This is a genomic window from Ercella succinigenes, from assembly GCF_900002895.1.
In genome coordinates, this window is record NZ_CDHP01000011.1 from 1 (window position 1) to 16197 (window position 16197).

Here is a 16197-nt window from a genome sequence, read left to right on the forward strand (position 1 = left end):
TCTAGTTGTCAGGGTACGCTCGCGATAGCCATTCCGATAGCTGACACGTCCATCACTTCGCTCATACGGCTCGGCATTCAATTGTTCGCTGGCCTGTCCTCGCAGCACCGCATCAAATACTTTTTCCAGTAATTTCGCCACCCCGTTCTCCCGATTTCCAAGCATAAGGTCTTTAAGAATTTCGTCTTCCAGTGTAAGATGTACTTGAGCCATGATCTCATTCCTTTCAGTTGTTAGTTTCGCAAAACCTATTATACCGAAAGCGAGCTCGTGGCTCTTTTTTATTTCTCAATTTACACCAAGTATACGGACTTTATCCCCCAAAACTTAAATCTTGATAGACAATATGCACTAGGTATAGCACATATTACAATAACGATAATCGAAACAATAACAACATAAACTGAGTTAAATAAATTATTTCCTATATTTGATTTCTCAAAAGCACGTACATAATTATCCCAAGCCAAAGACTCAGGGAACGAAAAAGGATTTGCCAAAAATTCAGTATTTGTTTTAAATGATGAATACACATTCCAGAACAAAGGATATAACATAACACATGTTGCTAAAATAAAAAATGTTCTTAAAAACCAACTTGACATTATGCTTTTTTGCTTCAACTCATGCACTGCAATGCACCTAACCTTCCTGTTTAGCCGTCATAAGGCGAGATATAATTGATAGAAAAATAGATATGAACAAAGTGAAAACAGTAATAGCCATGGCATAGCCAAAATTAGCATTGACCATCCCCTGATTGAACATATACTGAAGCAGAACAGTTGAAGCACCATTAGGACCTCCACCAGTCATTACGTTTGACAAAACAAAGCTCAAGTTAATCGTTCCTGACAGGGAAAGAACATAAGTTATGCCAATAATATTTTTTATTAAAGGAATTGTTATCAAAAAAAACTGATTCATTTTACCTGCACCGTCAATCGTTGCTGCTTCATATATTTCTGGAGATATACTGTCCATAGCAGCAATATGCATAACCATATAATATCCTGCCGCCTGCCAGATAAGCGCAACCCCTATACACCACAATGCAGTAGAGCCATCTCCTAGCCAAGGCTTAACAAGCGATTCCATTCCAATATTTTTCATCAAAGTAGTTAAAATGCCCATATTGGGATGGAAAACAAAAGACCAAACTATACCTACTACCGTCATTGATACTATGCTAGGGAAAAATAGAAAAGTTCTGTAAAAGCCTTTTTCCTTTAACCTGCTTTGAACAAGTAAAGATGCAAATAACAGGCTAAATGTAAGAGTAACAACAGGCACTACAAGCATTAGTTTTGCGGTATTTGTAAAAGCCTGCACAAAGTACTTGTCACCAAGCATATAGGTATAATTTGATAAACCGATAAATTTAGAAACTCCACCAAGGGTAGTTGCAGTAGTAAGCGACTGCAACAATGCTCTTATAGTTGGAATAATAGTAAAATATATCGTAAGTATCAGCGCAGGCAAAATCGATACAACTACAAAACTTACTGGTAATTTTTCTAAACTCCTTTTTTTTCTAATATTGTTTTCAAGCCTCATTTTACTTCCTCCAGAAAACAGCTCCGCCATAGTGGCTGGTGTCCACAACAAGCAGAGCCGTTTATTGTACCAATGTTTACTTTTTACTTAGCAGGAGATATTTATATTAATTTAAGCTGCATCTGACCGGATTTCGGCAAAAGCTTCTTCAATCCCTTCTGCCCACTGCTTAGCAGTCATACTTCCATTCATTACATCAGTCAAAGGATTGAAAACTTCATCTGAAACAACAATTTTGCTGCCCTGAGGAACTGCATCAAATCCTACAACCATTGAAATACCTTCTCCGTAAACTAGATTCATGTTATAAACACCATCTGTCACTATGCCTTTTACCAGCTCGTCAGCTGTTTTGAGAGCATATATACCATTAGCATTTTCTGCAAAAAGTTTTACAGATTCATCTGTGTAAAGGAATCTCAAAAATTCTTTTGCAAGTTCAGAATTTTTAGCTTGTGCAGGTATACTGAACTGTTCAACACTGGTCATAACAAAACGATCATCACCAGAAGTCATAACAGGCGCAGGAGTGAGACCAAACTCAAATCCTTCTGCACGTGGAGCTTCAGCCATTTCACCTTCCATCCAGTTACCATTTGGGATAAAAAGAGCTTTGTTCATCATCATATCAGTCTGTGACTGTGTATGATTCAAAGCTACCGTGCCTTCCATAAGATAACCATCGGCAGAAATACGGGCAACATTTTCCAGAACAGAGAGAACTTCTGCATTATCAACGGAACCTTCTTCATAGCTGGTTATTTGGGCAAAATTATCAAGTCCAACTGCTGAAGCAATTGCTGGCCAGATAACACTTTCCATATATCCAGGATAAATACCCTGGTATGTAAGAAGTGCAATATTTTCTTCTTTTGCCTTTTCGCCTAATTCAAAAAAATCTGCCCATGTTTCAGGTAAATCCCAATTGTTTTCTTCAAATAATGTTTTGTTATATACTAATCCCATAGGACTAACATTAAATGGAGCAAGATAGATTTTGCCATCACCATAAGGAGCACATTTTCCTGTTTCCAGCACACCATCAATTATCAATTCTCTCAGATTTGATTCTGAGTTAAGAGCCGGCTTATCAAAAACATCTGTAATATCAAGCAAACTTTTTTCTTTAACCAAAGCGGCAACAACACCAGATTGATCATTATCATTCATACTGATAAAGTCTGGAACATTACCGGCAACAATCTGAGGTCTAACTATATCTCCAATAGTCGGACTTATCTGCATATTTACTTTAACACCGGGGTACGCTGCTTCAAATAAAGTTATTACCTCATTCCAATAATCAGGTCCATATCCGCCTTCAAAAATTGCAATATTCAGTTCTTTATTCTCAAAATCTTTTGAATCAGATTGCTCTTCTAAACTATCGTCAGAGGTTTCCCCTGTATCTGCCTTAGTCGCAGACGTAGTTGTTGAAGTTGTTGTTTCATTATTGCCACATCCCGTAGCTATAACACTCACCGCCAATAAAAAAACTAAAATAAGACTAATATACTTTTTCATTGCTATCCTCCTTAGATTTTGCTTGTTCAGGATCCTGTTTGCATCCATATTATAGTTATGGAGAAAGCAAAAAAACATGGAGACTATTAACCGAGATATGTAATATATTGACTTTTGAAAATATTAGGGTGTAGAATGCATCGAATAAAGAACAATGAGCAATTAATTTTTTTTGCATTTTTATTAAAAATCACTGATTGTTTCAGGGAGGTTTTTATGACAACCAATTTCAAAAACAAAGTTATTTATTCAATCAGAAGAATAAACATCCAAAACAGGCTTTTGATTATATTCCTTTCATTATCACTTATCCCTGTCCTTTTTATAGGCATTTATGCTTATAATATTTATACCAACTCAATTAATGATAAGCTTTCTTCATCAGCTCAACAAACAGTTGGACTTCTTAACGCTACTATAGCAACCGAACTTGAAAGATACGCCTTCTATATCAATTCTCTTTCAATATCCGATTCTGTACAGCAGCTTCTTCTTGCCGCACCTTCAGAAGATTTTGTAATTGATGTGCAGGATGTCATATCAATCAGAAACAAAATAACCGATACAACTATTCAACCAATATATCTAAAAAACATAAGAATAGCAGATATAAATGGTAAGGTGCTTTATGATTTAGGTTTTGATGAAGTAGACTCACATCAATACCTAGAAACACTTAGATACATTGATAATTCTTCTCCCAAAGATAGTTTGAGTTATGTAAGAACTTTTCGATCTGTAGACAATCTTGTGCTGGGGCGAAAAATATATAGCTATCCCGGAGCCACTGAGCATATAGGTTACATTTTGATATATATTAACGAAATTTTACTAAGTGACGTTATATATCCAGACATCTCTTACGGCGAAGGAAGCGATATAATGCTGATTGATCGCAGAGGAACTGTAATCTCATCAAAGAACCAAGATTATCTAGGAATAAATATTCAAGAAGAGCAAATTTATCAACAAATGATTACAGCACATACATCAGGAGAAAAATCTTTCGATACAGTTTTTCGAGATGAAACAGTACATACTGTTTTTAGTTATAGTCAACAGTATGATAGTTTTTTTGTCACAACTATCACTAGAGATTATATCGCTAACGAAACCAGAGCAATCACCAAAAATCTGATTATTGCGGCAGCATTGCTAATAATACTGAGCTTTGCAGCAACTATGCTAATTTATATTAGTATAATGCAGCCTATAAAAACTATTTTATCCAGATGTCGGGTTGTTTCAGAAGACTCTAAAGAAGAAGGAATCAACGATAAAAGCCCTGATGAGCTAGGGTTTTTGGCACGTACCATTGATCAAAATTTTGCACAATTAAAAAGAATGGCACATCAATGGCGGCAGGATCAGAAGAGGAAAAGAGAACTTGAGCTTGAATCATTACAATATCAGATAAATCCACATTTTTTATTTAATACTCTCAATACTCTTAAATGGATAGCTGTAATGAACGACGTACCAATTTTGGAAGAAGGAATAACCTCCTTGTCGAATCTTTTACAAAATACCATCCTCCATAAGGACGACGAAATAAGTATAAAAGATGAATTATCAAATCTAGATCACTATTTTACAATTCAAAAAATACGTTATGCCGATTCCTTTAATGTTATTTTCGAAATCAATGAATCATTACTGGAAAATAAAGTTCCTCGCCTTATTTTGCAGCCACTTGCAGAAAATGCTATCATTCACGGAACTCAAAACGGCAATTTCAAAGTAGATATTTTTGTAAGATGTAAAGATCACTCTTCAGACAGTCTAATTCTTGAGGTTTGCGATAATGGTATCGGCTTTGATCAGAACCTTCCTCAGAATAAAAATTTTAAAAAAGATACAACAGAAAAATTTTCAGGCATTGGTTTAAAAAATGTAAGCGAGAGACTAAAGCTGTATTTTGGTGAAAACTACGGTCTCACTATCACCAGCAAAATAAATCATGGAACAGACTGCAGAATAATTATACCCAAAAAAACGAAATGAGTCCGACTATCTGTCTAATTCAATAGATATGACCGCAAATAAAATTGGAGGTGTCTATGTATAATATTTTACTTGTTGATGACGAACCTATAACTAAAATCGCAATACGAAAATTAATGGCAACCATTCCAGACCAATACGCACTTACTGCTACAGCAAGCAATGGTTTAGAAGCACTAGAATTAATTGATGTAAAGAATATAGATATTGTTATCACCGACTTAAAAATGCCAAAAATGAATGGTATTGAGCTTATTAAACAGCTTAATACTATAAAATATGAAGGTGTAATAATAGTATTAAGTAATTACTCGGATTTTGATCTAGTTAGAGAGGCTTTGTTAGCAGGGGCAATAGACTATATTTTAAAGGTTAACGTAAATGCTGTTATTCTGAAGGAGCAATTATTAAAAGCAGCAGAAAAACTGAAAACCATAAAACAAAGCCAAAAAGCAAGTGTCGAACAAGATAAACTTATTGAAACAAGCAGGAGAATCATGCGCTCAAAAAAACTACGAGATTTTTTCACAGAAGAAAGCAGCATTCCAAACGACAACTGTATACTAGAGTCATTATATTCACCTAATACTTACAATTATTTTTGGCTCCTTAACATATATTTGCATCAAAAAACAGACAAAAAAATGCCTCTTGACGGAATAGTAGAACTTTTGCAATCAATACTTGAAAAAACTCATGCAGATATTTTCCCAATTAGCAGCAATGAAATTATTTGCATTCTACCAGAGAAAACTCAAACAGCTTCTTACCAAAGCATTGAAATTTGTGCTGAGCAAATCACAAGACAGGTGCGAATGTACTATGATATGAATACATCAATAATTATTCCTCGAAGTTTTGGTAACATTTGTAATGCTCATGAAAAATATCAACTTTGTAAATCAAGAGCGGATATTTTTTTCTACGAAAGCAAATATTTTTTGATTAGACCAGAAATGATAGAGTTTTCTTCTATTCCTGACAATTTTAACAGTAATAAAATCGGTCAAGAATTACTCGCTTACTATTTTGATAATAAGATAACCGAACTTAACGATTACATAAATAATATTTTTGTTACATTTAACAGGGTTCTTGTCAGACCATCGGAAGTAAAGGAGCTGCTATATAACACTTTTGGAATTTTCAATGATAACTTAACTTTTCAAACGGAAATTAACAAAGAAGCTCTTAATACTCAAAGAAATCTAATCTTGGAATGCCAAACAGTAAGCCAGTTAAAATCAGCTATAAAGTGCATATTAACAGACATTTCAGAATGTGTTTTACTACCAAAATATTCAAAACACAAAAAAGAAATACAAAAAATATTTCTTTACATGCAACTTCACTGCTCTGACAAAATATCATTAGAAGATATAGCAAAATCAGTTAACCTAAACCCTAGTTACTTATGCCGACTATTTAAGAAAGAAACAGGAGAAAGTGTTTTTCAGCACCTCAATAAATTAAGATTGGAGCGAGCTGCAAATTTAATGAGAAAAGAAAACAGACTCATAAAAGAAATTGCCGCCCAGGTAGGTATAGACGATCAATTTTACTTTGCTAAAATGTTTAAAAAGCATTATGGAATGTCTCCAACAGAGTACCAAAGCCAGTTCACTGATTGAAAAACAAAGCTATATTTGTATATCACTTTCTATGGGCAAAGAAAAATCTTTGCCCATTTTTTATGATAACCTCGTTTCAATTTTCATGTCATGAAATATTATTACACAGAAAAAATAGTCAAAAATAACGAATTTGATGCCAAAAGTACACACAAACGCCATAAAATTGTTCACTTAGCACATACTACTATCACAAACACCACAAAATAAAATTATTTTTCATCAAACCGTTGACAGTCAAAGAAGCATGTTATATGATGACAATGCAATCAGGCCTAATTGCATTCACTTTTGAAAAAACAGAGAAAATATGAGATGGGAGATATGAAAATGAGAAAAAAGTTTATTAGCATTCTTCTAAGTATGACCATCGTCGGATCACTACTCGCTGGTTGCGGCGGTAGTGATACAGATATAACAACCACGTCAGCTCAGGGTGATACCACGACCACAGCAGACAGTAAAACAGACGAAACTAAAGATGAGCAACCTAGCGGTGATGAAATAGTTTTGGAATTTACTCAATGGTGGGAACCAGAGTTGGAAGATGGTTCTTTCAGATCACTTATGGATCGTTTTGAAAGCGAGAATCCAGGAATCAAAGTCGAACTTATCAGCGGCCCTTATGCATCAACCAGAGAACAAGTTGTTGCAGGAGCAGCCGCAGGCACCATGTCCGATGTAGTCGGTCTTGACGGAGCCTGGGTTAGTGACTTTGTTAAACAAGGATCCTTGGCCAGCCTTACAGATCTGATGTCTTCTGCAGGATACGATGACAGCGATTTAGCTGCTCAAATACAGCTTAACGGAAGCACATACATGATTCCTGTAGTTAATTATGTATATCCTGTTTTTGTAAACAACGATCTACTATCTCAAGCAGGCATAGAAAGTTTGCCATCAACCAGAAGCGAATTTATGGCAGCAGCCAAAGCAATTACAGCTTTAGACAGCAATGTTTATGGTTGGGTACTTCCTCTTTCTCTGGAAGCACCTAATGGTGTTCAAAACGACATTATGTCCTGGTTATGGGCATCAGGAAAATCGATGATGAACAACGGACAGCCCGATGTTAATAATGCAGATGTAAAAAAAGCCACTGAGTTTGTTAAAGAACTTTATGACGAAGGCGTTATAGCTTTAGGTTCTTTCTCGATGAAGGAACAGGATAAAGTAGAAGAATTTACAAACGAAAGAGTAGGAATGATGATAAGCAGCCTGTCTCATATAAATATGATTCGGGATAGAAATCCTGACCTTGATTTCAGCATTATGGCCATGCCGGCAGAAGACGGTTATACCGGCTCAAGAGGTATGCCTTATGCATCATGGGGTATAGGCGTTGCCGAAAACAGCCCTAACAAAGAGGCAGCTTGGAAATTGGTAGAGTTCCTAATGAGCGAAGAAATCAATTCACAGCTTTCAACAATAGCGAATGCCTTCCCTGGAAATTCTAAATCAGCTCCTGATTTTTCACAATCAGATGAACTATTTGAAGTTGCTTTTGAAATTTACAGCGCCGGTTATCCTGCCAATGAATTTGTAGGACTACCTGTAGCAGAAGATCTTATGAGAACATATGCCAGCGAGTTCCAGATTGTTCTCGAGGGAGATCAAACTATTGATGAAATGCTTGATACCGTCCAGGCGGAATGGGAAAAAGAATTCTAAAATATTTAGCAGATAAAAGATGCTTTAGTACAAGGCTACACATCTGCAAGATTGTGTAGCCTTGCTAACGCAAGAGTTTCAAGAGAGGGGTTGGACTTTTTGGCAGAAAACGGTGCCGCTATCCAAAAGAGGAAGCGACCAGGCAAAAATCTAGTCATCAAAAGGTTAACACCATATGCGTATGTATCACCCACGTTGATTCTGATGCTGGTTCTTATGTTTGTGCCTATAATCATGGTTATAGGATATTCTCTTTTTGATAACGTAATCATGAACCAGAATCCTGAGTTTGTCGGACTTTCGAACTATCTGGAAGTTTTAACTGATAAAGTTTTTTTTGAGACAGTTTCCAATACGGCATTCTTCACTATCACAAGCGTAGTGGTACATTTGATAATCGGTTTAACTTTTGCAATGCTTTTAAATACTCCCGTATTAAGCAAAAGCACAAAAGCTGTTTTCAGAATGATTTATATATTGCCCTGGGTTTTTACAGCAGCAATCATCGCAATTTTATGGCGTCTTATGCTTAACCCTAACGGGATAGTAAATTATATATTGGAAACATCAGGCATAATCAGCTCAAAAGTCGAATGGCTCAGTTCATCAAAAACAGCTTTATATTCTTTGACATTTATAAATATCTGGTCCGGTTATCCATTTTTTATGATCAGTCTTCTTGCTGGTTTACAGGGAATATCCGCAGATCTTTACGAAGCAGCAACTGTTGATGGCGCTAATGCGGTTCAGAAATTTTTTCGAATAACCATTCCTCAGTTAAAACCTATAATTATAAGTATGGCGATGCTTGATTTAATCTGGACAATGCAGCAATTCCCCTTAGTATGGATGACAACAGGAGGCGGCCCTCGTCATGCCACCGAAATGCTAAGCACATATACATACAAATTTGCTTTTAGCAGTTATCAGTTTTCAATGGCTGCTTCAAGTGCCGTGATTATATTCTTATTCTCCATGTTAATGGCAATAATATATGTAAGGCATCAGAAAGCGAGGGATTAATGAAAGTGACAAAGACAACAAAAAAATTATTTCATAAGTCTATCATTTTTCTAGCTTTATTAATCGGTTCAATATTTGCAGGATTTCCCGTCCTTTGGATGCTAGTAAGCTCGTTCAAGCCAAACACTGAAATTTTTGCGTATCCTCCCAAATTCATATCTGATACTTTTTCATTTAGTGCATATGCAGCTATTTTCAGAGATCCTGTAAAGATCAGATTCTTTCTTAACAGTTATTTGGTATCGGGAGCTGTTACTATACTGACTTTGACAGTTGCGATTCTTGCAGCCTATAGTTTTAGCAGATACGATTATAAACTAAAACAACCATTAAGTACGATCATAATAAGTGTACAGGCAGTCCCTCCTATCACACTTTTGATACCCTATTTTGGGTTGATAGTAACCCTAAGACTATATAATACGTACTGGGCTTTGATCCTTACATATATGATTTTCACTTTACCTTATGCAATTCTGATGATGACCGGTTATTTTAACACCCTACCCAAAGAACTTGACGAAGCAGTACTAATAGACGGAGCCAGCAACTTCGTTGCTCTTTGGAAGGTTTTAGTTCCGATATCAATTCCCGGCATTGTTTCGGTAGGTATGTATACATTTATGCAAGCATGGAACGAATATCTATTTGCACTAACTCTTACGAAAACACTGGATAGAAGAACAGTTCCTATAGGTATAAATCTACTTATGGGACAGCACTCATATGAATGGAACGAAATGATGTCTATGAGTATTCTGGGATGCTTGCCCATTCTTATTCTATTCCTGTTCTTCCAAAGATTTTTCATAGGAGGAATGACCTCAGGATCTGTTAAACATTAGAAATACAAAGAACAACGCTGATAAAATCCTTTGCTGATTTTACAAATAACCAAAAGAAACAGGAGATTATTTATGTTAATGACAATGAAAGAAATTCTGGCTGTAGCCAACAAGAACCATTTTGCAGTGCCGGCTTTTAATATTAGTGATTATGCTATGATGAATGGAATATTTGAAGCATGCGAAGAAAAGCAATCCCCTTTGATAATTGCTATTCATCCTGATGAATTAAGTCATATTGGTGTTGAGGCTGTAACTGCTATACGCGAGAAAGCAAACAAAGCAACAATTCCTGTTTGTATCCATCTTGATCATGGCAGCACTTTTGATCAGATAATCACAGCGATTCAAAGTGGTTTCACCTCAGTTATGATTGATGGATCAACATTAAGTTTTGAAGAAAACATCAAGATATGTCAAAAAGTTGTAGAAGCTGCACATGCTGTAAATGTTTCGGTAGAAGGCGAATTGGGAACTATAGGATCTACAGACGAACAAGCAGAAGCCGGGACAGATGAAATTATCTATACCAATCCAGAAGATGCTGTGAAATTCATTACAGAAACCGGTGTAGACTCACTCGCAATTGCAATTGGAACTTCACATGGGATATACCCTTCAGGCAAGACTCCTGAATTAAAATTAGACATACTAAAAGAAATAAAAGAAAAAATTGATCTTCCTCTTGTTTTGCATGGAGGATCTAATAATTCCGACGACGAAATTCATGAGTCAGTTAAATTGGGCATAAGCAAAATAAATATTTCGAGCGATATAAAAGTAACTTATCACGAAAAAATGCGTGAAATATTATCAAACCTAGGCTACAGGGAACCAAATGTTATTCAACCACCCTGTATCGCAGCTATGAAAGAGACAGCGTATCAGAAAATAAAACTATTCATGTCAGACGATAAAGCAAAACTGTATTAAAAACGCCGGGCAGCTGTAGCGAATACGGCTGCCCATATAAATCACATTAACAATTTCCATAGAGAGGTATTCAATGGGCAAAAAAATCGCACTCGGCTTAGGAAATAATATTGATTATGAAATCGAATGGAATTCAAAGACTATTGAAAATCTAATATTAAAATATGATATACGAGCGTCAGATCTACAAGAAAAGAAGCAGATAAGAACAATCCGTGATCTGTTAATATCTATTCTTTCCATGCTAAAAACTGAATGCGGCGGAGAAATTCATGTGACAGAAGCAGAAGTAATTAACAATTTTTCTAGCTTTTTCAGAAAAAAAATAACTCTAGGAGGAACCTCTGTTCGTGCAGCAATCGCCATGGACAAAATAGGTTTTGATTCTGCTTTACATCTTGTTACCATTAATAACAACGTTCTTGAATTACTCCCCGAAAATTGCGAATTTGTATGCAGCTCAGATAAAAACAGTTTATACCCGCATTTAATTGTCCAATATGATCAAAGCAGCGAAATTTCAGCAGGAGATATTAACATAAAACCTAAAAGAGCCAATCGCCTGATTTATGTTAATGATCCCGATAACGATCAAATGAAGCTGGATCCCAAATTTAAGGATTTAATCAATGAGGCAAAAGTTTTTCTGATTTCAGGATTTAACGCAATGCATGATTATAAGCTTCTTGAATCAAGACTAGACGAATTGATTGATATCATCCAAAGTTTACCGGAATCGGCTAATATTTTTTACGAAGATGGTTGTTATCATAATCATGAGTTCAGCCATCTTGTCCAAAAAAGACTCATGAAAAAAATTGATATATATAGCCTGAATGAAGATGAAATGTCAAAATATCTAGGAAAAGAGATAGACCTGTTAGACCCTGAAGATGTTCTTCAAGCTCTAATTGAATTGTCAAAAATTATACAAACAAAAATTATAGTCGTACATTCAAGATATTGGGCTTTAGCATATGGAAAATCATCAGCAAAAATGAAAGAAGCACTTAAAGGAGGAGTTTGCATGTCTAACACACGCTTTCGCCTCGGAGATAATTATACAAAAAAAGATTATCAGGAAACTTCATCTTTCCCTGCCGAGAAAGAAGGGTATGATTTTTCAGCTACTATAGAGAAAATTTCTGAAAGTCTTGTTTGCAGTGTTCCTAGTTTTAACATCAAAACAAGTAAAGCAACAACCATCGGCTTAGGAGATTCTTTTGTAGGCGGCTTTCTCCCTAGCATTTTAGATTTGGGAAAATTATAACATAGCAAATAAGAGTATTAGATTACTATGGAAATATAACTATGTTATAGTTACAATGTAATTAATCCATATCATCTTTTTGAGGAGTTGATTTCGTGATTCCAATGAATTATAAGACTGTTATTGATACTATCAAAGAAAATTATGATGACATCTTCAATGCAGAAAAAAAGGTGGCCGACTTTGTGTTGGCTTATCCGGAGAAAGCAGTGAACGCGAACGTATCAGAATTAGCAAGCTATAGCGGAGTCAGTGATGCCACCGTAATTCGTTTTTGCAAACATATCGGATATCAGGGATACTACCAACTTCGAATTAAACTGTCTCGCGATATAGGCAGAAAACAAGTTCCTCAGATTAATCTTGAAGGAGATGCAGAAAATGCTGTAATGGAAAAGTTCCATTCAATGGCTTCATATTTACTTGCGGTAGGGAAAAATATAAATCCAAGGACACTCCTGGAATGTGTTAATCTAATAAAAAACTGCAAGCAATCTCATATTGTAGCAGTCGGAAATACGAGTCCTCTTTCTCAGTATATGGGTTTTCGCCTGGGAAGGTTAGGGATCAAGTGCACCTATAATACTCTGCCAGAATACTTTATGAATCATGTAAATCTCGCTGACAGAGGTGATATTTTGATCGCAATTTCTCAATCAGGATCTTCCAAACAGGTCGTTCAGGCTATGGAACTGGCAAAGGATAAAGGGTTAAAAATAATTGCTATCACAAGCTACAAAAACTCTCCTGTTTCAAAACTTGCCGATCTTGTTGTTCTGTCGGGGCTGGAAGAAGAGGAATCTTTTGATTATTATAAAAATTATTCCCATTTTAACGAAACTGCCGTTATTGATATGCTATTGCATTTCGTTACAAATGAAAAGAAGATTATTGAAAGCAGTGCCGACATACCTGAAATGATTTTATCCGAAACAAAGCTATAGACTATAGGCGGCTTTGTATTTTATTAATTTTATTTCTGAGCAGTTCTGCAAGTTCTGGGATTCGCTCTTCTGAGAAGCGAAGCGAAGGGCCACTTATACTGATAGCAGCTTCAAGCTGTCCTCTTTTGTTAAATACAGGCATGGCAACACATTTTATGCCAAATTCATGCTCCATATTATCAACAGCATAACCTAGTTTTCGAATTTTATTCAACTCGGCAAGAAGAATATCCTTATCTGTAATTGTATTTTCCGTATACTTTACAAGATCCTTGCCAACATAATCGTGTATTGTTTTTTCTGACAGATAAGCCAGCATTGCTTTGCCAATTCCTGTACAGTACATTTGTGCTCTTTCACCTATTATTGTGCGCATAAGATTGAAAGATTCCGCAGGATAGGTCGAATCAAGATATATTACCTCGTCCTCCTGAGGAACAGCCAAATAAACTCTTTCATTACAAGCATTAGCAATCTCTTGCATGTAGGGCAAGGCAATTTTAGTTATGCTAAAATTATCTCCCAGAGACTTACACAAAGAAAAAACACCTATCCCCAGTCTATATTTGCCAGATTCAGGATCTTGTTCCAGATAATCCATCGCTTCAAAAGTCGCAAGAATATTGTGAACATTGCTTTTGTATAAATCGAGTTTTTCACTTATCTCTGTAACACCTAATGTAGGTTTATCAATAAAACAATTTAATATTTCTAATGCCTTCTGAAGACTTTTTACTTTTACTTCCGGTCGATTACTCAAAACACAAACCCCCAAGATGGCAAAATTATTTTTTCAGAATATATCTTTTTTATAGCTTAGAATCATGTAAACATGATGCATGATTTTAATCATTTTCGCAAGCAGGTAATTTCACAACAATTTTAAAATATTTTGATTGCTCTTTAAGATGTCCACATGCCTTGTGTGCATCTTCTGGAAAAAGAATATAATAACTTTGGGGTTCAATAAGAATTTGTGTTCCTTTGCCTTGATAAAGCTCAATATCTTTTTCCTCGTTGTATTTTTCGTCAATAGTCAGTTTGCTCACTTGCGACCACTCCATAACTTCCTGACCTTCAAGAAGAATCTGAACATCTATGTATTTACGATGAGTTTCAAATAACTGATCCTCCAAAAATTTCGTATATCCTTCTTGCACAAAAAAATATCCCTTAATCAAATCGTATCGACCTGTTTTTATCTCGTTCATACTATTAATAGCATCTAAAGCCTCAGATAATCCTGATATTAAGTTACAATATTTTTCTATTGACTTAAAATCTCCTATAATCATTTCTTCACCTTTTGCACAATACTTTTTATCAAAGGTTTAATAACAGGTGAAGTTAATGAAACAAATGAAATGATTAAAAAAGCAGCGCTTATCGGACGTGTAAAAAATATCGAAAATTCTCCACTGCTCATTATTAAAGATCCTCGGAAATTAGCTTCAGCCATTGCTCCTAAAATAATGCCTATTACTATGGAAGACATGGAAAATTGCATTTTACTCATAAAATAGCCCAGGAATCCAAAGAAGACCATGACAAATACATCATTTATTGAATTATTATAGGAGTACGATCCTACAAAAGTAAGAATTAAGACAACCGGTATGAGTATTTCCTTTGGTATATTAATTACTTTTACAAAAACACGGATCAAGGAGTATCCAAAAAGACCCATAACAAGATTAGCTAGTAAAAGGCCGATAAAAATTGCATATACTGAAGAAGCTTGTGTCGTAAAAAGAAGTGGTCCTGGCTGCAATCCTTGTACCATTAGCGCTCCCAGCATGATTGCTGTAGCACCATCCCCAGGTATCCCTAAAGTAAGCATAGGAACTAATGCACCTCCAGAAACAGCGTTATTACCAGCTTCAGGAGCAACTATGCCTTCAGGTTCCCCATTGCCGAAATTATCCTTATACTTTGACCATCTTTTCGCCTGATCATAGGATATAAAAGATGAAATATCTCCACCAGTACCAGGAATACAACCTATAAAAGTTCCTATAAATGATGATCTCACAAGAGTAATCAGCACTCTTTTTATGTCAGCCAAAGTAGGTAAAACTCTATCAAGTTTTACATCATGTTTTTTATGCGATTTACCATACGATTCTTCAATTGATAAAAGAACTTGAGAGAATGCAAACAAACCTATCAGAACAGGAACAAAAGAAAGTCCCCCTAGCAAATATGTCGTACCAAAAGTAAAGCGCATTCTTCCACTCATGGCATCAATGCCGATTGTTGATATGAATAAACCTAAAACACCACCTATTATTCCTTTAATAATAGAGCCAGATGAAACACTTGTTATGATACTAATTCCAAAAAGAGCTAATGCAAAATATTCCGGTTTAGAAAACTGCAAAGCAATTTTTGCCAACTGCGGAGCCAAAAGAATCAAACAAATTGTGCTGAAAATACCGCCAAACATACCCCCTAGTGTAGACAAACCCAAGGCTCTGCCAGGCTGACCAAGTTTTACAGCCATAGGATAACCATCAAGTGTTGTAGCAGCAGAAGCTGGGGTTCCAGGTGTTTTCAGCAAAATTGCCGAAATTGATCCACCGTAAATAGCACCACAATATATGCCCATAAGCATCAGAATACCGCCAACCCCCTGGAAAGCAAAAGTTAAAGGAAATAAAAGAGCTATTCCCATATTAACTGACAATCCAGGCATCGCACCTATAGCAATACCAACCCCTGTTCCAAATAGAAGCACTATAATATTTTCTATAGCAAAAACCTGCCCAAAGGCAGAAATAATATCGCCCATTATT

14 protein-coding genes are annotated in these 16197 nt (G+C 35.7%); 8 read left to right on the plus strand and 6 right to left on the minus strand.

The features are described from left to right. The 3 genes from AC0KSB_RS03305 to AC0KSB_RS03315 form a co-directional block, all read right to left on the minus strand. Window positions 1–213: transposase (locus AC0KSB_RS03305; RefSeq protein WP_472306700.1), on the minus strand; the 213-nt coding region annotated here is incomplete at its 3' end. A 429-nt stretch (window positions 214–642) separates the two neighbouring features. Continuing rightward, window positions 643–1557, minus strand: a complete 915-nt coding sequence (locus AC0KSB_RS03310) for a carbohydrate ABC transporter permease (protein ID WP_472306702.1) — start codon at window positions 1555–1557, stop codon at window positions 643–645. A 111-nt stretch (window positions 1558–1668) separates the two neighbouring features. Beyond that, a complete protein-coding gene (locus AC0KSB_RS03315; protein WP_472306704.1) occupies window positions 1669–3081 on the minus strand; it encodes a carbohydrate ABC transporter substrate-binding protein in 1413 nt (470 codons plus the stop codon). A 216-nt stretch (window positions 3082–3297) separates the two neighbouring features. Between AC0KSB_RS03315 and AC0KSB_RS03320 the strand changes: the two genes are divergently transcribed. The 8 genes from AC0KSB_RS03320 (at window position 3298) to AC0KSB_RS03355 (ending at window position 13402) form a co-directional block, all read left to right on the plus strand. Beyond that, a complete protein-coding gene (locus tag AC0KSB_RS03320) occupies window positions 3298–5085 on the plus strand; it encodes a sensor histidine kinase (protein ID WP_472306706.1) in 1788 nt (595 codons plus the stop codon). Between the two features lie 56 nt (window positions 5086–5141). After that, window positions 5142–6716, plus strand: coding sequence for a response regulator transcription factor (locus AC0KSB_RS03325; RefSeq protein WP_472306708.1), 1575 nt, complete (start codon window positions 5142–5144; stop codon window positions 6714–6716). A 330-nt stretch (window positions 6717–7046) separates the two neighbouring features. After that, window positions 7047–8387: an ABC transporter substrate-binding protein gene (locus AC0KSB_RS03330; protein WP_472306710.1), complete on the plus strand. Its 1341-nt coding sequence runs from the start codon at window positions 7047–7049 to the stop codon at window positions 8385–8387. A gap of 99 nt (window positions 8388–8486) precedes the next feature. Then, window positions 8487–9410: a carbohydrate ABC transporter permease gene (locus AC0KSB_RS03335; RefSeq protein ID WP_472306712.1), complete on the plus strand. Its 924-nt coding sequence runs from the start codon at window positions 8487–8489 to the stop codon at window positions 9408–9410. Beyond that, on the plus strand, window positions 9410–10255 hold the full coding sequence (locus tag AC0KSB_RS03340; RefSeq protein ID WP_472306714.1) for a carbohydrate ABC transporter permease: 846 nt from the start codon (window positions 9410–9412) through the stop codon (window positions 10253–10255). Before AC0KSB_RS03335 ends, AC0KSB_RS03340 begins: the two co-directional genes overlap by 1 nt. 72 nt (window positions 10256–10327) lie before the next feature. Continuing rightward, window positions 10328–11188, plus strand: a complete 861-nt coding sequence (locus tag AC0KSB_RS03345) for a ketose-bisphosphate aldolase (protein WP_472306716.1) — start codon at window positions 10328–10330, stop codon at window positions 11186–11188. 73 nt (window positions 11189–11261) lie between these two features. Continuing rightward, complete coding sequence (locus AC0KSB_RS03350; protein WP_472306718.1) at window positions 11262–12458, plus strand: ADP-dependent glucokinase/phosphofructokinase; 1197 nt, start codon at window positions 11262–11264, stop codon at window positions 12456–12458. Window positions 12459–12562: 104 nt separating this feature from the next. Continuing rightward, window positions 12563–13402 carry a MurR/RpiR family transcriptional regulator gene (locus AC0KSB_RS03355; protein ID WP_472306874.1) on the plus strand — a complete coding sequence of 280 codons (840 nt, stop codon included), beginning with the start codon at window positions 12563–12565 and terminating at the stop codon, window positions 13400–13402. A gap of 1 nt (window position 13403) precedes the next feature. On the opposite strand, the gene AC0KSB_RS03360 is transcribed toward AC0KSB_RS03355, so the two are convergent. From AC0KSB_RS03360 to AC0KSB_RS03370, 3 genes are all read right to left on the minus strand, one after another. After that, window positions 13404–14162 carry an IclR family transcriptional regulator gene (locus tag AC0KSB_RS03360; protein WP_472306720.1) on the minus strand — a complete coding sequence of 253 codons (759 nt, stop codon included), beginning with the start codon at window positions 14160–14162 and terminating at the stop codon, window positions 13404–13406. Window positions 14163–14247: 85 nt separating this feature from the next. Continuing rightward, a complete protein-coding gene (locus AC0KSB_RS03365) occupies window positions 14248–14697 on the minus strand; it encodes a NanQ anomerase/TabA/YiaL family protein (RefSeq protein ID WP_472306722.1) in 450 nt (149 codons plus the stop codon). Beyond that, entirely contained in the window at window positions 14694–16193 is a 1500-nt protein-coding gene (locus AC0KSB_RS03370) for a tripartite tricarboxylate transporter permease (protein ID WP_472306724.1), read from the minus strand. Before AC0KSB_RS03370 ends, AC0KSB_RS03365 begins: the two co-directional genes overlap by 4 nt. Window positions 16194–16197 lie beyond the last annotated feature (4 nt).